The organism is Portibacter lacus (assembly GCF_021533215.1).
Taxonomy (GTDB): domain Bacteria; phylum Bacteroidota; class Bacteroidia; order Chitinophagales; family Saprospiraceae; genus Portibacter; species Portibacter lacus.
Genome location: NZ_JAJNKA010000006.1, coordinates 258,086 through 277,204 on the forward strand (window position 1 = coordinate 258,086; position 19,119 = coordinate 277,204).

At 35.3% G+C, this 19,119-nt stretch carries 16 protein-coding genes; 5 read left to right on the forward strand and 11 right to left on the reverse strand.

Features of this window, described 5'->3' with window-relative positions; translation table 11 throughout:
• Positions 1-175: 175 nt before the first annotated feature.
• Positions 176-3,721, forward strand: a complete 3,546-nt coding sequence (gene smc, locus L2586_RS12320) for a chromosome segregation protein SMC (protein ID WP_235293207.1) — start codon at positions 176-178, stop codon at positions 3,719-3,721.
• Between the two features lie 473 nt (positions 3,722-4,194).
• Here smc and L2586_RS12325 read toward each other — a convergent pair whose 3' ends face one another.
• Positions 4,195-4,944 carry an MBL fold metallo-hydrolase gene (locus L2586_RS12325; RefSeq protein WP_235293208.1) on the reverse strand — a complete coding sequence of 250 codons (750 nt, stop codon included), beginning with the start codon at positions 4,942-4,944 and terminating at the stop codon, positions 4,195-4,197.
• Between the two features lie 122 nt (positions 4,945-5,066).
• A complete protein-coding gene (locus L2586_RS12330) occupies positions 5,067-6,101 on the reverse strand; it encodes a redoxin domain-containing protein (protein ID WP_235293209.1) in 1,035 nt (344 codons plus the stop codon).
• A 93-nt stretch (positions 6,102-6,194) separates the two neighbouring features.
• On the opposite strand from L2586_RS12330, the gene lipB reads away from it, so the two are divergent.
• On the forward strand, positions 6,195-6,911 hold the full coding sequence (lipB, locus tag L2586_RS12335; protein WP_235293210.1) for a lipoyl(octanoyl) transferase LipB: 717 nt from the start codon (positions 6,195-6,197) through the stop codon (positions 6,909-6,911).
• A gap of 246 nt (positions 6,912-7,157) precedes the next feature.
• Complete coding sequence (locus L2586_RS12340) at positions 7,158-8,075, forward strand: mechanosensitive ion channel family protein (RefSeq protein WP_235293211.1); 918 nt, start codon at positions 7,158-7,160, stop codon at positions 8,073-8,075.
• A gap of 20 nt (positions 8,076-8,095) precedes the next feature.
• On the opposite strand, the gene L2586_RS12345 is transcribed toward L2586_RS12340, so the two are convergent.
• The 5 genes from L2586_RS12345 to L2586_RS12365 form a co-directional block, all read right to left on the reverse strand.
• Positions 8,096-9,184, reverse strand: coding sequence for a L,D-transpeptidase (locus L2586_RS12345; RefSeq protein WP_235293212.1), 1,089 nt, complete (start codon positions 9,182-9,184; stop codon positions 8,096-8,098).
• A gap of 154 nt (positions 9,185-9,338) precedes the next feature.
• Positions 9,339-10,538: an acetate/propionate family kinase gene (locus tag L2586_RS12350; protein WP_235293213.1), complete on the reverse strand. Its 1,200-nt coding sequence runs from the start codon at positions 10,536-10,538 to the stop codon at positions 9,339-9,341.
• Between the two features lie 3 nt (positions 10,539-10,541).
• On the reverse strand, positions 10,542-12,635 hold the full coding sequence (gene pta, locus L2586_RS12355; RefSeq protein ID WP_235293214.1) for a phosphate acetyltransferase: 2,094 nt from the start codon (positions 12,633-12,635) through the stop codon (positions 10,542-10,544).
• A 59-nt stretch (positions 12,636-12,694) separates the two neighbouring features.
• The gene (locus L2586_RS12360; protein ID WP_235293215.1) at positions 12,695-13,060 is read right to left on the reverse strand and encodes an arsenate reductase family protein; all 366 of its coding nucleotides are present in this window, start codon (positions 13,058-13,060) and stop codon (positions 12,695-12,697) included.
• A 228-nt stretch (positions 13,061-13,288) separates the two neighbouring features.
• The gene (locus tag L2586_RS12365) at positions 13,289-13,741 is read right to left on the reverse strand and encodes a GNAT family N-acetyltransferase (RefSeq protein ID WP_235293216.1); all 453 of its coding nucleotides are present in this window, start codon (positions 13,739-13,741) and stop codon (positions 13,289-13,291) included.
• 46 nt (positions 13,742-13,787) lie between these two features.
• On the opposite strand from L2586_RS12365, the gene L2586_RS12370 reads away from it, so the two are divergent.
• Positions 13,788-14,576, forward strand: coding sequence for a 3-keto-disaccharide hydrolase (locus tag L2586_RS12370; RefSeq protein ID WP_235293217.1), 789 nt, complete (start codon positions 13,788-13,790; stop codon positions 14,574-14,576).
• 3 nt (positions 14,577-14,579) lie between these two features.
• Here the strand turns inward: L2586_RS12370 and L2586_RS12375 are convergent, their stop codons facing one another.
• The 4 genes from L2586_RS12375 to L2586_RS12390 all read right to left on the reverse strand — a co-directional run bounded on the left by L2586_RS12375 (position 14,580) and on the right by L2586_RS12390 (position 18,132).
• Positions 14,580-16,088 (reverse strand): ArnT family glycosyltransferase, encoded by a 1,509-nt coding sequence (locus tag L2586_RS12375; protein WP_235293218.1) that lies wholly within the window; start codon positions 16,086-16,088, stop codon positions 14,580-14,582.
• 251 nt (positions 16,089-16,339) lie between these two features.
• A complete protein-coding gene (locus L2586_RS12380; RefSeq protein ID WP_235293219.1) occupies positions 16,340-16,618 on the reverse strand; it encodes a hypothetical protein in 279 nt (92 codons plus the stop codon).
• Complete coding sequence (locus L2586_RS12385) at positions 16,618-17,535, reverse strand: hypothetical protein (RefSeq protein WP_235293220.1); 918 nt, start codon at positions 17,533-17,535, stop codon at positions 16,618-16,620. The genes L2586_RS12380 and L2586_RS12385 overlap by 1 nt, the downstream gene beginning before the upstream one ends.
• 78 nt (positions 17,536-17,613) lie before the next feature.
• Positions 17,614-18,132 carry a GNAT family N-acetyltransferase gene (locus tag L2586_RS12390; protein WP_235293221.1) on the reverse strand — a complete coding sequence of 173 codons (519 nt, stop codon included), beginning with the start codon at positions 18,130-18,132 and terminating at the stop codon, positions 17,614-17,616.
• A 47-nt stretch (positions 18,133-18,179) separates the two neighbouring features.
• Between L2586_RS12390 and L2586_RS12395 the strand changes: the two genes are divergently transcribed.
• Entirely contained in the window at positions 18,180-19,085 is a 906-nt protein-coding gene (locus L2586_RS12395) for an SRPBCC family protein (RefSeq protein WP_235293222.1), read from the forward strand.
• Positions 19,086-19,119 lie beyond the last annotated feature (34 nt).

A 19,119-nucleotide genomic window follows, 5' to 3' on the forward strand; every position in this document is an offset into this window, starting at 1 on the left:
TGATTCCTAGTATTTAAAGCATTAAAGAATTATAGATTTAATTCTTTATAAAAGTCTTTCTTTTCTTTTTGCTTTTTCGAAATTGCTTAATCAACATATACCGTTGATAAGTTATCCCCAAATGTGGATAAATTTCAGATATGAAAACCTCCTAATTGAATATCTTTGCCGAGCTATGAGATTGAAATCACTAGAGATTAGAGGATTTAAGAGTTTCGGAAATCCTACTGTTTTATACTTTGATGAGAATGTGACTGGAGTGGTAGGTCCTAATGGGAGTGGTAAGTCTAATGTGGTGGATGCCTTTAGATGGGTGCTTGGAGAGCAGAAATCTAAGGAACTCAGATTAGAGCAAATGGGTGATGTCCTTTTCAATGGGGCGGATAAAAAGCAACAAGCCAATCTGGCTGAAGTTAGTATAACCTTTGATAACACTCGGAACATTCTTCCTACTGAGTATAATACCGTCAAAATAACCCGTGCCTTATACAGAAGTGGAGACAGTGAATATCGAATCAACGACGTTGCTTGTAGACTGAAAGACATTCATTTACTTCTAATGGATACTGGTATAGGCTCTAATTCATATTCTATTATTGAGTTAGGAATGGTGGATGATATTCTACAAGATAAGGAGAATGCGAGGAGGAGAATGTTTGAACAGGCAGCCGGGATTTCTAAATTTAAGAAGAGAAAGAAAGAAACTCTTCAGAAACTAAAATTGACCAATGCCGACCTAGAAAGAATCGAAGATTTACTTTTCGAAATAGAAAAGAACCTTAAAGACTTAGAGAAACAAGCCAAGCGGACTAAAAGGTATTTTGAAATAAAAGAAAAGTACAAAGAAGCGAGTATCATTTTTTACAAGCTGAAATGGGATAGATTAGAAGAAGGAGTTGTGTCTCTAGATAATCAAGTAGAGCAGCATAAATTAGAATATAACCAGTGGACTTCGGAACTAGCTAACAAAGAGGCGGTCTTAGAAAGTGAAAAGCGTAAAAACCTGGAAGGAGAGAAAAATCTTTCTAATTTTCAGAAGAAATTGAATGATCTCCTTGATTCTATCAGAAGAAATGAGAATGAGAAAAATCTATTAAATCAGAAAATAAAATTCTCTGAAAATAATATAAATAAAGCCAAGCAGGAAATTGCAATTTCTGAGCCACAACTTAAAGAGTCTTTGGTAAAAAGAGATCAACTAGAAGTTCAGCGAAAAGAAAAAGAAGAGGTCTACAAGGCACATCGAATAACACTGGAGAAGCTACAAAAAAACGTAGAAGAAATAAATCAACAATTCCAGTTCAATAAGCAATTTCAGGAAGAGAAATTTAAGAATCTACAGAAAATTCAGAACCGGATATTTGAAGTAGATAAGGTTCTTGCCGTTACAGAAAATAGGGTAGAGACCTACAAGAAAGAGCAAGAACAGAATGAACAGCAGATATTGAATATTAAGGATGGCTTAAAAGACAAAGAAGAAGCCATGGTTCGTCTAAATGGTCGGCTGGAAATTTTAGATAAAGAATTACTCGGAATTCGGGAAAAAGAGGAGAATAGATTAGCCCATATCGCGAAAACGGAGAAGGCTTTAGATGCTAAAAAAGATAACATAGCTAAGCTGAATAGAAGCATAGACGCCATTACAAATGAGCGTAACTTACTTCAAAGCATGGTGGAAAATATGGAAGGTTTTTCAGAATCTGTTAAATTCCTTCATAGTAAATGGGACGGAAAAAAGACACTCCTTTCTGATGTGATTAACACGGAAGAAAAATATAGAGCAGCAGCAGAGCAAGTGTTAAAACCTTATCTTAATTACCTGATTGTTAATGATCTATCTGAAGCCAAGTCAGCTATTACTTTATTAAGTAATTCACAGAAAGGTAAGGCTCAATTCTTCATTTTAGATGAAATAAAATCGAATCCTAAGACTTCTGGAACGCTTACTTCCCTTGCTTCAGTCATAGAAACTGATGAGAAGTATAAGCCACTTATTGAATTAATTTGTGGTCACGTTTTTATAGCCGATGAAGAGAAAGTCTATGAAAACAATGAAGAAGAAATTGCCTTAATTGAATCTGGTGGAGGAGTATATAAAATCAAAGGTGAAATTACAGGTGGATCCGTAGGCCTATTCGAAGGAAAGAAAATAGGTAGAAGGAAGCGTATCGAGCAGTTGGACAAAGTCATCGCAAAGGAGAAATCAAACATTGAAAGTGAAAAAGACCTACTCTTAGGCCTTCAGAAAGAACTTGCGGATGCAAAATCAGCGAAGTATGACGTTGAAATTAGGATTAAAGAGCGTCATAAAACAGATGCCGAAAAGGAGATCGAAGTTATTAAAACCAAACTTGAAAATGCGGACGCTAACATTGAGAAAATAAATAAAAGATCAGCGGAGCTAAGGGAAAAGGAAGAAGAGTCTTCAATTGTTATCGGAGAAAATACTAAAGAGAAACAAGCACTAGAAACAGAAATTAACGAATTAAAGAGTCAAGTTTCTGATCAAGATTCTACCATGCAGGAGCTAACAACTAAGCTTTCGGAGGCTAGAAATGCTTTCAATGAGCAGAATATTAAGCTCATCCAAACTGAGAATTTACTAGAAAGTCTGACTAAAGAAATAGGATATCAAGAGACAAGAAGTCGTGAGATAAAAAAGCAAATCTTCGATGGAAACCAATTGTTAGATCGGCAAAATACGGAGTTAACGGAGGCCAATACGAAGCTTGTGGAGATTACTCAGAATTTGCAACAACAATATGAATTAAAATCTAAGGAGCAAGACCAACTATCTACGGCTGAGCAAGATTATTTCAAGGCTAGAGCCATAGCGAACGAGGTGGAGGAGGATATCCGAAAGATATCTAAGAAGATTAACGACAAGCAATTCTTAGTTAATCAGCTTAAGGATAAACTTAATGATTTCAAATTCAAAAAGAACAGCATTAAGGAGAGGTTGAGCATCGAATTCGAATACAAACTATCAGACCTTTACGAAGTGAAAGTTCCGGAAGATGGGATAGAGACAGAGTTGGAATTAGCGGTAGAGAAGTATAAAAGAAGGCTAGATAACTACGGTGAAATTAATCCGATGGCGCTGGAAGCATATGAGGAAATGGAAAAGCGTTTCGTGCATATTAAGGAGCAGCGTGATGATATCAATAAAGCGAAAGTGAGCTTGATGAATACGATCTCGGAAATCGAAGAAACGGCGACTCAGCTGTTCTTGGATTCATTTAACGAGGTGAGAAAGCACTTTGTGACGGTATTTAGAAGCTTATTCACCCAAGATGACGATTGTGATCTAATCCTAGAAGATCCGAATGATCCACTAAATTCGAAAATAGAAATTATTGCTAAGCCTAAAGGGAAACGACCTAAATCATTGAGTCAACTATCTGGAGGGGAAAAGACGTTAACTGCTACGGCACTGCTTTTTTCATTGTATTTACTGAAGCCTGCTCCTTTCTGTATTTTTGATGAGGTCGATGCACCATTAGATGATACGAATATTCAAAAATTTGCGAATATCATTCGTGCTTTTTCTGATAAATCACAGTTTATCATTGTAACACACAACAAAGCTACGATGGCTGAGGTCGATGTACTTTATGGCGTATTTATGCAGAAAAAAGGAATTTCTTCCGTGAGTGCAGTAGATTTCAGAAGCTACGAGGACAAGGGGACCGTTGAAAAAGTCGAGTTAAAAACGTACTAGTTTTTAGGGGAAAGGGATGATGTGTAGTGGTAAAGAGAAAATTATAATAAATTTCTTGTCTCGTCTTTAGAAAAGAAATCATAATTCTACAAGAAGAAAAAAAAGGAGTGCCTTAACAGAAGCACTCCTTGTTGGTTGGTTTTTAACCGTTACAGCGGTTATAAGGTATATTGCAAGTACTGTGCCATATATTATGATAATGTGTAATATGTTATAATAATCGAACTGTTTTCACTTAGAAAAATTGAAAAAAGTATCCTGAATTGCTAGGATTGATCAACTATAGGTAACTTTTCAAGAGGAATTCTATTGATTGAGCATCTAACTGAATGGTGGAATAAAAGTGGTTTCCCAAGAGTCTACAGATTAGTGAATAGTCCTAACTATGAATATCTATATTGATAATAAGCGAGCAATAAGTCAGCACTATTATAAGTGTGGAAATTTTGAAAATATAGATGGCCGTATGAGAATTATTTTTCAGGGTACCAATCCCTTAATCTCACTTCTACGGCTTCATTTCCTGCATTGACCAATTGCTTAAATTTTTCTACATCGCCAAAACCATTTTTTCCTCTGAAGTGGAAAGGATAAACTACTGCAGGTGAAAATTCTATGACTGCGTCAGCTGCTACATCTACATCCATCGTATATGGCAAGTTCATGCAGATAAAAGCAAAGTCGATGCCTTCTAAATTTCGCATTTCAGGAATATCCTCAGTATCGCCAGAAAAGTAAAAGGTCTTTCCTCCTATGGTTAATATATACGCATTGCCCCAACCTTTCTTGTGTCTTGCAGTATCATCGTTAGGGAGGTTGTACATAGGAAAAGCCTTAATCTTTATACCTGATATAGAAATTTCTTCTCCATTGTTCAAGATCTTCATTTCTTTAAACTTGATATCTCCTAATTCATCTGCAACAGATTGTGGTAGGACAACTGTTGTAGAAGAGAGATTTAATCCAGACAGCGTCTCTTTATTAAAGTGATCACCATGTGCATGTGTGATGCAGATTATATCAGCGTCTTGAAAACGATCAAAGCCATCAGCTCCGCCATATGGATCCATATAAATCGTCTTCCCATTCCATTCAAGAACAGTAGTCGCATGAAAAATCGGTGTCAAGATCACATTCCCATTATTTGTTTGAATCGTATCTTGCTGGGCATTTAATTGAAGACCAACAAAAACTGTAAAAAGTAGAGATAGTATTTTTTTCATAAGCGCTATTTAATAGTTGACTTTAAAAACAATTAATGAATACCTATATAATACATGAGACTAAGCCTCTTTGTTCTATTGCTAAAGTGTAAAATCAACGAGTACCTAAGTAAGTAAAATGCCTACTTAATATCTCCGTACTTGATCACTTTAAAGTTGATCAATTGCGATTCGGAATCTGTATTTAATTTAATCGCTTCTATACAATTATCGACGTTGTCATTACACGTTGCATCTATCGAAAGGTATGATTTTCCAACAGAGAATCCGTCTTGAATATGCAGAATGACCTTTCTCATACTTATCAAGTCCGCAGGAGTGAGAACGCCTGACGCATTGACATCAGAGGCAATCTTCTGGATATTGTCTAATTCATAGATTCCAAGAATGTATCGTTGAATTAAAACGAGGTCTATGGTTGTGATTTCGCTTGTAGAATGCTCGGCAATTTCCATGTAAATTTCAGGGTCGCTAAGTTTAGGATATTCTGCACTTGGATAATTAAAAGTGTCAGGAACGGTGTAAGAACTATCTGGATTATTTCCTGATCTCAATTTGAGAATATAAGATGGTAGGGTAGCATTATCTTTATAAGCACTAACATCGACGGTAACCTTCGTAGTTTCTGCAGCTACTCCTCCATTCTGAATTTCTAATATTTTCTTGCGTACATTATTTATTCTGGCTTCAACGCCACTTGTCGCTAAATCAAAATGAATAGTTCTGTTGGGTTCGATAACTAGGAAGGTTGGTGCCCCAAAGAAGGTACCAAATTCGCCTTCGCGATAAGGCTCGGTTGCATCGTATCCTCCACCGTCATTTCCTGCTGCAGGATAAGTAAGTCCATACTCTATTTTATACGCTGCGACATCCGAATTGTCATCCCAAGTTCTAGTGGTTAAAAGTAAAAATTCAACATCCTCCTTCCCTTCGCCAAATTCTTCATACAGCGCTTGCATTGGAGCATTATAGGGTTTGCATATTGGACAACTCACAAAAAACATATCGATGACAACAATCTTTCCTGAATCCAAAAGATCTTCATATAGGCTAAGCTCATTCCCGTCACTATCTGTAATTGTAAAATTAGGTGCTTCTTGACTTATAGCGGCTAGACTTGCTAAAAGAAAAACTATTATGATAGATAAGTGTTTCATTATTAATGGTTTTAATCGTTGAAGTACAACTATTATACCTTAAAATTACATAATAAATATTTCTTATTTAGCTTTGCAAAAGACAATACGTATATGAATAATATCAAAGTGAATTTTGAAGACTGGGGGAGAGTGTCGTATCAAGAAGCGTGGGATAGACAAACGGTCTTGCATAATTCATTAAAAGATCTTAAAATTTTTAATCGGAGAAATGACACAGATCTGTTACAAAGCCATTACTTAATCTTTTGTGATCATCATCCAGTTTATACGCTAGGGAAGAGTGGAAAGATGGATCATTTACTTCTCAATGAAGAACAATTGATCCAAGAAGATATAGAGTTTTTCAAAATTAATCGGGGAGGAGACATCACTTTTCATGGACCTGGTCAGATTGTGGCATATCCCATTTTTGACCTTGACGAGATGTTTACTGATGTCCATAAATACGTGAGGTTTTTAGAGGAAACAGTCATAAGAACTTTGGCTAGTTATGATATAGTGGCATTAAGAATCAAAGATTTTACTGGAGTTTGGCTTCCTGCCACGGACACTAAGCCTAAAAGGAAAATTTGTGCCATCGGCGTCCATTTATCTCGCTGGGTAACGATGCATGGTTTAGCTTTTAACGTAAATACAGATTTAAAATATTTCAACAACATCATTCCTTGCGGAATTTCAGATGACGATAAAGAGGTGACATCGCTTCAGCAAGAACTGGGAAGGGAAGTTGATATAGAAGAAGTAAAAGACAGACTTAAGATGGAATTTGAAGAATTATTTGAATTTACATTGATGAGTGAAAAGTAAAGTTTACCTAGCTTCATTCGATTATAATTACTCTATATTTTAAAAACCTTGCCGTACAAGTATGTTGTAGGAGCTATCTTCTTAAAATGCTTACAATCAGTTCTTTATTCTGTTCGATCTTCCGGGAAACATTAAGCTATATCCAAATCTATATTCTATCTAATACTGATGTAAGTCAGTATTTTTATTAAAATTAGACTGCATCTTTATGAAATAAATAAACTTCTTATGGATTAAAATGAATACATGGAACAATTAGTAGAATGGATGAATGAAAATACTTTGGCAACTAATATTCTGAAGTATGTATTTTGGGTTGTCTTAATTTTACTAATCATTTCAGTATTAAGGAAGTTTATTAAGAAGAGCCTTCCTGATAATTCTATTCGATATAAATCCCAGAAGGGTATCGAAATTATTGGCTATATCATAATCATCTTTCTAAGTGTGTCCTATTTCACAGGTAATGTTAAAGATTTCACTCTTGCGATCGGACTGCTTTCAGCTGGAATTGCAATTACACTTCAAGAATTATTTTTGAGCATTGCGGGGTCATTCTATATTTTCTTTGTCAAAGTTTATAAACCTGGCGATCGAATAGAAATAAATGGTATTAAAGGTGATGTCATAGACATTGATAGCATCTATACCACCATGATGGAAATCGGTCAATGGGTTTCTAGTGACAACTACAGTGGAAGAATTGTTAAGCTGAGTAATTCATTTGTCTTTAAAGGAGCGATTTATAATTACTCTAAAGACTTTCCTTTTGTCTGGGATGAATTTAACTTGCCGATCAGATATGGATCAGACGTGGAACTTGCTAAGTCCATCGTCGTGCGTATTTGCAGTGAAGTCCTGTCGGAATATGTTTCTGAATCAAAAGCAAAATGGAGAGAGGTTGTCAATAAATACTATATCGAAGATGCCCAAGTAGAACCATCATTAGCCATTACCATGACTGATAATTGGATACAGTTTAACATTAGATACATCGTGGATTATAAAAAGAGAAGATTCACGAAACACGTGTTGCATGAGAAAATAGGAAAGGCAATTCTTGAAACAAATGATAAAGTGATACTAGCTTCTGCAACTTTCGAAATTGTAAAAATTCCACAAATTAATATTGAAGAAGAGCATAAGGAGGCAAGCAATAAATGAACTCGTTGATTGGACGATGATCATTGTGTCGCTCTGCAATCACATACACTTATTGCTTTTCCATCTAATGCTTGCAAGCCAGCTTCGATAGCTTCTTTCTGATAACTTTTCTTTTCAAAGCCAGGATAGATATTAGCAAATTTGATATCATTTCCTTCCTCATCTTTTCCTTGTAAGTCATACCTAATGACCACTTTGGTGTTAAGAGGAGCATAATAATATACAATCCATGAATCTGATTCTCTTAGACCTATACAACCATTGGAATAAGCCTTGCCTAGTGTAGCAATATTAGTGGTAGGATGAATGAGCTGGCCGTATCGCTGACCATTAACTTCTGGTTCTATCCAGGGAATGAGAGGTAGTTTGGTGACTTTCTTGTCATCTCGATTAGTCACATAATATCTGCGATTATCTTTTGGATTGATAAATTGGGGTGCTTTATTAACCCTGACAATCTTACCTATACCAGGTTTGGTGCGTAAGTCAACTTCAGTCTTTGCCATTTCCAAGTAGCGTTTGGTATTTTGCCCTACACGGGTAGGAAATGTATAAAGCACTTTGCCATTTTCTATTATCCGTAATTTGTACTCTGGAATGTTAACATCGATATAGGTATTAGCCATTCGGTTTCTTAAACTTTCAGTTTGGCTAGAATCAGGAATGATGAGTGTTTGCCCTTTCTGTAATGCCAACAAAGATTGTGAGTCTTCATTAAAAATTCCTTTTTCTTTAAGATAGTAGTAATCGGTATGTGCAAGCGTATCTATGATCCAAGGATTCGCCTTAACTACAATATATTCATCAATTGTATAATTATTTTCTTGGTTTTGGGCATTTACCAAACTATCCATCCACTTAAAGTATTCTCGGATAGGTACATCTTTTACTACTATAACTTTTACAGTCTGATCTGGCTTTTCAATAATGATTTCAGGGCTAGGAATATGGTTGTCTTCTACCTTTTGCTCTTGACTTTCATTTATCTTTTGTTTTGGCTCATTTCTACAGCTTATCAGGGCGGAAACCATTAATAAGACAATTATTCTGTAAGCAAAATGTTGTGGGAATGTTCTTAAATATGTGAGTATTGTAGGTTGTTTTTTCATTACTGTTGAAAATTATTAGCAATTAATATAAGCATATACTTCATCATGAAATCTCATATTTGTCAATGTTTTATTCAACAATTATTAGGAATTCATTTGTCAAGTGAATAAAGTCTATGACTTATCCGATAACCCTATTTAACAAGATAACGTTTCATTTTTCGAATTTAAGAAATGCTTGTCTCGCTATTTCTAATTCTTCGTTGGTCGGTACAACAAGTAGTGCGACTTTCGAAAGACTAGCGTCGATTTCTTGAATTTTACCTGTATTTAATTTGTTTTTATTTTCATCCATATGAATACCAAAGAAGGCCATATCTTCTAAGACTAGCTTCCTGAGTACGCTTGAATTTTCACCTATTCCCCCTGTGAAAACAATAGCATCTACACCATTCATCGCAGCGATATAGGAACCGATGTATTTTCTGATTCGGTAGGCATTCATTTGCAATGCTAAAATGCAATCCTCCTTTCCAGCTATTGCTCCAGCCTGTATATCTCTTAGATCAGAATGTCCAGTTAGACCGAGCATTCCACTTTTATTTATCAGCAAGTCATTGACTTCTTTCGACTTGTAACCTAATGTTTCCGTTAAGTAAAAAATAATGGAGTGATCAATGTCCCCACTACGAGTTCCCATGATTAATCCATTAGTTGGAGCAAAACCAAAACTGTGATCCACGCTTTTCCCATTGACAACAGCGGTCATGCTACAGCCATTTCCTAAGTGGACAGAAATAATTTTTGAACTCTTTAATTTCAAATATTTAATAGCTTGTTCCGAGACATATTTATGGCTAGTCCCATGAAAACCATAAACTTGAATACCATGTTTTTCGTATAATTCATTGGGAATGGCGTATTTTTTAGCTTTTGTGGGTATCGTTTGATGAAAAGCAGTATCAAAAACAGCTACTTGTTTGGATAAGGGGAATAATTCTTCTGCGAGATTGATTCCGGATAGGTTATGTGGATTGTGCAAAGGCGCTAAACTAGCATATTGCTCTATTTGCTGTTTTACTTGGTCAGTAATGATTGAGGTATCGGAGAAACTATTTCCACCATGTACAACTCGATGTCCGACGATGTCAATTTCTTCTGTTCGTTTTATAATACCATAATCTGGATCTAATAGTTTATCCACTATCTTATGCAGTCCGATTTTATGATCTGGAATGCTTTCGCTTGTCTTAAATTTTGCTTTTTCAGACTCATATTCTATTATCGAAGATTCTTGACCTATTCGTTCTATTATACCTTTGCAAACTAATTGTTCACTAGGCATATTGATCACTTGATATTTGATCGAAGAACTTCCACTATTTAAGATCAGTATTTTGACGTTTTTACTCATATATTATAATTCCTGAGCCTGAATAGATGTAACGATCACCGTATTAAAAATATCTTCCACGGTGCAACCTCGGCTAAGATCATTTACTGGTTTTTTTAATCCTTGTATGATTGGTCCTATAGCTAGCGCATTGGTTTCGCGCTGTACAGCTTTGTAGGTATTGTTGCCCGTATTAAGATCGGGAAATATAAAGACACTTGCTTGCCCTACCACAGCAGATTCAGGCATTTTAGCATTCCTGACATTGATATCCACAGCGGCATCATACTGAATAGGCCCGACGACTTGGAGGTCTGGACGTTTCTCATAGATAATCTGTGTTGCTTTTCTAACTTTTTCTACATCTTGGCCCTTTCCTGATGCTCCAGATGAATAGGACAACATGGCAATCTTAGGTTCTATACCAAATGATAAACTAGTCTCAGCAGAAGAAATGGCAATTTCTGAAAGCTGCTCTGCAGTTGGATTAGGGTTAATTGCACAGTCTCCATATACCGAAACACGATCTTCTAAGCACATGAAGAAGATGGAAGAGACCACTGAAATGCCTGGTTTAGTTTTAATAAACTGTAAGGCTGGTCTTATGGTATGTAATGTTGTATGAATAGCTCCAGAAACCATTCCGTCAGCGTGACCTTTATAAACCATCATCGTACCGAAATAGGAAACATCTTCCATTAAATCATTGGCCATGGCCAAGTTTACATTCTTGTGTTTTCTTAGCTCAAAGAGGGTAGCGGCATAATCTTTAAAATGAGGTGATGTCACCGGATTGATGATATGGACTTTACTTAAATCTAAGTTGATATCGAACTCAAATATTTGTTTTTCGATTTGCGCTCGATCGCCAAGCAAGGTTATTTCTACCACGTCTAGATCAATCAATTGCTTAGTAGCCAATAAAATACGCTCGTCATGTCCTTCCGGTAATACGATATGTTTCTTTGCGGATTGTGCCTTTCTAAGCAGCTTATACTGAAACATTCTTGGCGTTATTCCTTGAGGTTGGAAATTGATAAGACTGTCTGTAAGCATATCTACATCTACATAAGAACTAAAGTCTTTTATAGAAGTTTTAATTTTCTTAATATTCGTTGCGTAAATTTTCGATTTGATGGCTCCGATTCTATTTGTAATACTGAAGGTGCCGCCATTTACTGAAATAATAGGAACAACATCACTAAGCCCTTCGATTAGTAAAAGGATAGTTTCTTCTGGGATAAGTCCACCAGTTAATACGATTCCTGATATAGTAGGGTAGTTAGCAGACATATTTGCTTGTAACGCACCTAGAATGATATCTGCTCTATCTCCGGGTGTAATAACCACACTTCCTTCCTTTAAATGGCCGAGGTAATTTCGTAATTGCATCGCACCTACACTAAAATAGGCAGCTTGATTATTGAGATCGTTTCCTCCGAAAAGGATGGTCGCATCTAGTTCATCAACGATTTCCTTCATAGAGGGATTCGCTAAAATAGGATTAATGGGAATCGCACTTAACACCAATCCAGATGGGAAAACTTGTTCTAAATTTGACAAAATAAGAGGTCTATCCTGAGGATTTACTTTATTCGCAATAACGGACAATACTTCGACACCTTTCTCCTTGAATGAATCGTAAGCTATTTTTAAATTTCCGACAAGCTCAGAGATGGTATTTCCGACGCCTGAATCTAATATGATTGCAGGTATACCTAAGTTTTTAGCAATCAATATATTGATGTCAAATTCAATAAGATTGCCTTCGCCAATAAAGCTTGTTCCTTCCACAAGAACAAAATCATATTTTTCTTCTTGTGCTTTGTACTTCTCTATGATTCTACTGATGATTTCGCTTTCCTTGCCTTCGTTTTTTTTGCTGAGAATCTCACTTCTTGTATAGGCGTATGCCTCTTCGAATTTGATATCAAGATTAAAGAAGGTACAGATGGTATTAATATGATTATCAATTTTGCCAGGTTCAAAATCATCAATGATCGGTCTGAAATATCCAACTTTGACTACTTTCTGCAATAGTGATTGCATCAGACCCAACGAAACGATGGACTTGCCACTATCCGGCTCAGTGGTGGAAACATAAACGGCTCTGCTCATACTAGAAATATAGTTATATCTTTTTGTTTTACCTATCGGGATCTGAAGAAAGGCTATTATTATATTTTAATAATATCTGTAGGCGTTTCCACAAGGATCGTTACGTCTCCGCGAATTGCTATCGGTTGCTTCATAATCTCAGGATTATGCCGAATCATCTTAATCCAATCGATATCAGATAAATCATGATTTTCAAATTTCGATTTATAAGCAAGATGTTCTTGGTTTACTAAGTCGCTCACTTTTAATTTGAGTCTTTCGGCTAATTCTACAATTTGAGTACCTGAAAGGGTCGTTTTTAACATGTCTATTTCTAATATTGACAAGCCTTCGGTTTTGGCATATGCCAATGCTTGCTTAGCTCTGGACGAATTAGAGTTGTAGAATAAAGTTATTTGTTGATCACTTGTTTCGATTTCTCCCATGATTACTTTTTTTCAATATTAAATGATTTCTGTGAGTATTTTACGTTAATTTCCGAATCAAAGCTATCATTTAGATTTAATGATCAATATGACTTAGATCATTCATTTAACCGATTTTCATCATAAAAGGTTGGCATTTTACTGTATATTCTGCAAGTAAGAATGCATCAGATCTGATGGAAATTGTGAATTGTATTAAAAATGGAGATGCTGGAAAAGTACAATTATCTATAAAAGTGCTTTTTCAAAACAAACACTGTTTCCGATGCCTTTATATTGTCCATAATTTTCAGTAATTAGGTAGTTGTTTTTCTTATAGAGTGCTATTGCTTCAGGTTGTTTGCGCCCTGTTTCTAGAATACACTTGCTATACTTTAATTCCTTTGCCCATTCTTCTAACGCACTGAGAATTCTACTTGCATACCCTTGACCTCTAGCTTCCACATTCACATACATTCTCTTTACTTCCATCGTGTCTTCATCAAACGCTTTAATTGCTCCACATGCAACTGGAAGTCCTCCCACATAACCTACCATCGTGTATTTTAACTGGTCGATTTTATTAAATTGATCATAAAAATCATGGTCATCACCGTCTCTTACTGCTAAATCCTCATCGAGTTTTTTCACTAAAAAAATAAAATCAGGATCTAGGGCATCTGTTTTTTTAACTTGGAGCATATTTTCTATATATTAGATTTAACATGAAAGATAAAATCAATTTTGTATGAGAACAATTTTATTATTTAGTTTCTTAATATTTTCCTGTACTGGTCAGAAAACACTGCCTAAGATGGATGAAGTGTCGGAATGGGTAGATTTATTTAACGGGGTTGATTTAGATGGTTGGACTACTAAAATCCATCATTATGAAACTGGAGATAATTTTGGAGATACTTTTCGCGCTGAGGACGGAATGATTAAAGTAAGATATGATCAATATGGAGATGATTTTAATAACCGTTTCGCACATCTTTATACTAACAAGTCCTACTCACATTTTCATTTGATAATGGAATATCGTTTTGTGGGTGAGGTTTGTCCTGGAACGCCATCTTATGCTTATAAGAATAGTGGTGTAATGTATCATAGTCAAGATCCGAAAACAATGCTTAAGGAACAAGACTGGCCGATTTCTGTGGAAATGCAATTCCTAGCTGGAATGGAAAGGGGGAAAGAGCGACCTACAGGAAATATGTGTTCACCAGGAACGAATATTGTTTTCGAAGGTGAATTAGATCCTAGACATTGCATTGAATCATCATCAGATACTTATTTCGGCGATCAATGGGTGAAAGCAGAATTAATCGTTCGTGGTGATTCTCTAATTACGCATATTATCAACGGTGAAAATGTCCTGGAATACTCTAAACCACAAATTGGCGGAGGAGTTGCAAATGGCTATGATCCAAGCATTAAGATTGATGGGAAATTACTTACAGAAGGTCATATTGCCTTACAAAGTGAAGGGCAACCTATTGATTTTAGGAATATTATGATCAGGGAATTAAAGTAAGTTTTATAATTGATCTAATATTTCTTTATAAAATAAACTAAAACTTGATCTAGGGTTTGAACATAAATATACGGTTGTTCCATATTCACGAGCATGTATATTCGTCACTTCTCCTATATGGACAATTGTTTGAAATAAAGCTTGAATATCATCTCCTAATTCATCATTAACATAGATAAAGTACCTGATATCATTTTCTAGCCGATTTGGAATCCAATAAATAAATGATTCATTAAAACTGACTACACTCGGAAGATCATATTTCTTACCAATAATATTGATTGCACCTGCTTGTCCGTAATTTTCTGCATATATAAGTGCTTGTGATTTATCTGGAATTTCATTAAATGCAATAGTTACTTTCATCACCAGTTCTTCCCAACCTAACATATCAGCATAGTCTTGAGGTAAGCTATGTATAGAACCATCTTCAAATCTTCTTCCCATAATCAGCCCATGTTTATCTTCTAATTTTTGAAAAAAATTCACCAAGCCATCTTGTTTAAAAATGGGAACTCCTAGCGGTAATATAGGAAGTACTAACAGAACTGGAAGAATAATAAATAATGTCCTTAGACGCCAATCTTTAACAATTTTCTCAATATAGACTGATCCGCCTGCCAAAAGGATCGGAAACATTCCTATGGTATAATAGCTTTTTCCACGTAGAAATAATAAAGTACCAATGACAAATATTGATGTCAACCCTAAATAGCGATAAGATTTATTCTTAAGGAAAAACAAGATGCCAGCTACAGTAAAAATACTAAATGTGAAACCCATTAATAATTGGTCAGATAAAAAATACCAGCGATCTACATTTGCAAGCTGAGTTTCATTGAGTTCCGTCATATGACTAAAGACAGGGAACCCATGATTATATTGCCATAAAAAATTGGGTAAGAAGATAGTGATACTGATTATAAAACTTAGGTACAGATATTTATTTTGTAATAGCTTTCTTTTATCTGTTAAGGATATAGATAGCAAGAGAGATAAAATAAGTAGCACTACTAAATACTTGTTTAATACAGATAATCCAACGACTACACCTAAGTAGATCAATACAGTGTTGTTTTTATACTTGAAATACTTAATCGTTAGGAATAAAATTAATGTCCAGAAGAAAATGTCTATGTGAACTGGCTGGAAAAGATGATATGCACGTAAAGTCACAGGCATGAATATGATTCCCAAGCAGGAAACAATTATAGCAAAGGTTTTACCGCCTAATTCTTTGACGGACAAGGCAGTTAAGTAAACTAGAAATCCAGATAAAATGGCGGGGAATAACCGAACAGCAAATACAGAATTCCCAAATAGATTCTTCATAACAAATGCAATCCATCCAATCATAGGAGGAACACTGTAATATCCTGTACTAAGATGATCTCCTAATGAGAAATACAAAAGTTCATCTCTGTGATATTCAAGGTTGCAAGAAAATATTAAATGAAAAAGAATATTAGTTACAGAAAATACCAAGACGATAAATGTATTTCTTTTATCCATTTATTTGTTGGATAATGAATTCAGGGAAGTCTTGGATAAGCAAGGATACTAGTCTTAGATTATAATGATTTATATAGATACACATTTAATGATCCGTTTAGAAATATACTAGAAGCTAATATTAAGCAGACGATTAGTAATGCAAAATGTTACAAAACTATATCAAATAATTAATATTAAATTCACATCTGTGGTTCATTCACAGCACTTTCTAAAATGATATATTAGGAATGCTTTATTAAAGTTGCTTACTAGACCTCTACACCTACAATCTCTAAAGCCTTTTCAAGCTCAGCTCTAAGTTTTTCATCTAAGTTTCTATACCAATCGATATGTGGAGACCATTCACCACAACCATTCGGCACTCCTGGTCCAGGGCACTGCGTATCTTGCCAGATCTTTTTACACTTGGGGCATCTACCAGTGGTTTCGAAGGTATTCCATGAATGTCCACATTCACACATCCACCATGAACCACCGTCGGGTTCCCAATCACATTTAGGACACATAATTTTAACTTCTTTGCTCATTATTTAACTTTAAAACTTTTAAAAAACAGATCGACATCTGATTCTGTATTTTCATAACCCTCCTGATAGGAAGCATGGAAAATAAAATAACTTCCGTCTTCTGGAAACAAAATAATTTGACGTATTGTTTCTCCTTTATTCAATTCATTTTTGGCAAAAAGAGAATATCCTTGTATGCCATCGATTGCCACCTTTTCTAAGCCTTTATCGTTATCTAACTCATAAGGATCATCATATTGACTTAGACGCTGAAGACAGAAACCTTCTTTATCACTAGCATTGACCGTGGCGAAAGACTTATCTACGAATACATTTAGCTGATCTTCACTTTCAGTAGGTATGTTCCCATCCCGATTAAAAAGCATGCCATTACCGACAACACCTATAAATTCTAAGTTGATTAACTCTTCATTTAAGGTAAATGCGAGTTCACTTCTCGGATCGACATCTAATGTTTCATCAAGCTTTATGGTAGAAATTGCATCCTGAATTAAGGGGAACAAGTCTTGATTCTCTTTAAGACACATTCCATTCACAATTACAGTCTGAGTTTCATTACCATAGATCAATATGGATTTAACAAAAACAACACCATTTGCTTCTTGTTCCATTTCTACATAATTGGCTTCATAGGAGGAAAGTGCTCTATTTTCTTTCTTGATTAATTCCATTCCTCTTTCGGCCATAGCTTTTTTGGTAAATCCTTTTTTGATTTCAGAAAATGGACCTGGAATTTCTACAACCATGATCATTGCATATGGATTATCTTCCATTTGAAAACCCTTAAAATTGGTACTTGGCTCAAATCCTTGAGGTGGAACAAGTGATAAGTTCGTCCCGCCTATACGGACATAATCATTCTCTTGGCCAAAGCTTAAAATAGGCAACAGCAAAAAAATCCAAATTAATAATTTCATACTTTTCGTCATTGGTTATGATCACGTGATTACTATTCAATCTCAATGATTAATTAATAATTGAACATTTTGGTTCCATTAATTGGATTTAGGTGTTTTGTTGGGTTCATATAAATAGAGCAGTGATTCATCTTCATAGTTTCCAAATTGAAATTTTTTAACTAATTTTAACCCTAGCTTTGTGAGCAGTTTTTGTGAGGCTATATTTTCTTCAGAAGTGATTCCATAGAAAGATTTAAATTCAGACCGTTCTATAATTTCCTTTGCTGCTTCATAAGTATATCCCTTTCCTGCAAATTCAGGGAGTATTGCAAATCCGATATCTACAAATTCTAAGTCTTCGCGTTTCAAGAATCCACAAAGGCCCATCGGTTTTTGAGTTTCTTTTTCAATGATTAGGTACATACCGTGTCCATTATTTTTATAAGAACTGATCAGCGCGTTTTGAATATATTTTTCGGCATCTTCCAGCGTCTTAATATTTCGATCACCGATATGTTCTATCCACGTAGGATTATTTAGCAATCTAAAGATAAACGCCGCATCACTGATGTCAGCTTCTCTAATGATTAAACGATTTGTATTAATTTTTTTCACTTAGTAAATTTTTAACTATTTTAGTACAGAACTAAACAACTCCCGCTATGCCCAAATTTACAGTTTCCAGATCAATACTCATAAATGCACCTGTAGAAAAGGTTTTTAATACAATAAATGACCTGAATACTTGGGTAGTATGGTCGCCGTGGTTAATTATGGATCGAGCAACAGTGGTAAATGTATCTGGAGATGCGAAATCCTACGATTGGAATGGAAAGCGAACAGGCTCCGGAGATATGAGAATTATCAATGAAGTCGAATATGAAACCATAGATCTGGATTTAAACTTTATTAAACCTTTTAAATCTCATGCCAAGGTGAATTTCACCTTGAATAGTGAAGGGAATAATACGAATGTTACCTGGAATATGGACTCTAGCCTACCATTCTTTATGTTTTGGATGAAGAAGATGATGATGGCATTTATAGGAAATGACTATGAACGCGGATTAAACTTATTAAAGGATTATGTAGAAGATGGGGAGATCCATTCCGAACTGAATTTTATAGGTGAGCACCAATTTAGCGGATCTAAGTATATCGGTGTTGAGAGAGAGACGAATCTAGATACAGCTGCTTCGAAAATGGGAGAAGATATACAAAAACTTCATGGCTTCGGCGATATGTCTAATGTCTTCATGATGTATAAGAAATGGGACATGGTTAAGAATCAAGCACATTATCTCGCTGGAATGTTTGTAGATGAAATTCCATCTAATCTTCCAGCAGAATTTATACAGGGACAGATTCCATCTACTAAGATTTACACTTTAGAACACGTGGGCCCATACCGGCACCTCGGGAATGCATGGTCGACAATGAGTAATATGCAACGATCTAAGGAATTCAAGGTTAGAAAGGATATTTTTCCATTTGAAACCTATAAAAATGATCCAGGAAGTACTGCTGAAAATGAATTGCTTACACATATAAACTTTGCTGTTAAATAAATTGACATTGATATCTCTATACCAGTTTTCCTAG

Coding starts and splice junctions, on each gene's coding strand:
- pta (WP_235293214.1), bottom strand. CDS start 12,635: ATGAGCAGAGCCGTTTATGTTTCCACCACTGAGCCGGATAGTGGCAAG.
- L2586_RS12395 (WP_235293222.1), top strand. CDS start 18,180: ATGCCCAAATTTACAGTTTCCAGATCAATACTCATAAATGCACCTGTA.
- L2586_RS12330 (WP_235293209.1), bottom strand. CDS start 6,101: ATGAAACACTTATCTATCATAATAGTTTTTCTTTTAGCAAGTCTAGCC.
- L2586_RS12370 (WP_235293217.1), top strand. CDS start 13,788: ATGAGAACAATTTTATTATTTAGTTTCTTAATATTTTCCTGTACTGGT.
- L2586_RS12375 (WP_235293218.1), bottom strand. CDS start 16,088: ATGGATAAAAGAAATACATTTATCGTCTTGGTATTTTCTGTAACTAAT.
- L2586_RS12350 (WP_235293213.1), bottom strand. CDS start 10,538: ATGAGTAAAAACGTCAAAATACTGATCTTAAATAGTGGAAGTTCTTCG.
- L2586_RS12360 (WP_235293215.1), bottom strand. CDS start 13,060: ATGGGAGAAATCGAAACAAGTGATCAACAAATAACTTTATTCTACAAC.
- L2586_RS12385 (WP_235293220.1), bottom strand. CDS start 17,535: ATGAAATTATTAATTTGGATTTTTTTGCTGTTGCCTATTTTAAGCTTT.
- L2586_RS12365 (WP_235293216.1), bottom strand. CDS start 13,741: ATGCTCCAAGTTAAAAAAACAGATGCCCTAGATCCTGATTTTATTTTT.
- smc (WP_235293207.1), top strand. CDS start 176: ATGAGATTGAAATCACTAGAGATTAGAGGATTTAAGAGTTTCGGAAAT.
- L2586_RS12345 (WP_235293212.1), bottom strand. CDS start 9,184: ATGAAAAAACAACCTACAATACTCACATATTTAAGAACATTCCCACAA.
- L2586_RS12340 (WP_235293211.1), top strand. CDS start 7,158: ATGGAACAATTAGTAGAATGGATGAATGAAAATACTTTGGCAACTAAT.
- L2586_RS12325 (WP_235293208.1), bottom strand. CDS start 4,944: ATGAAAAAAATACTATCTCTACTTTTTACAGTTTTTGTTGGTCTTCAA.
- L2586_RS12380 (WP_235293219.1), bottom strand. CDS start 16,618: ATGAGCAAAGAAGTTAAAATTATGTGTCCTAAATGTGATTGGGAACCC.
- lipB (WP_235293210.1), top strand. CDS start 6,195: ATGAATAATATCAAAGTGAATTTTGAAGACTGGGGGAGAGTGTCGTAT.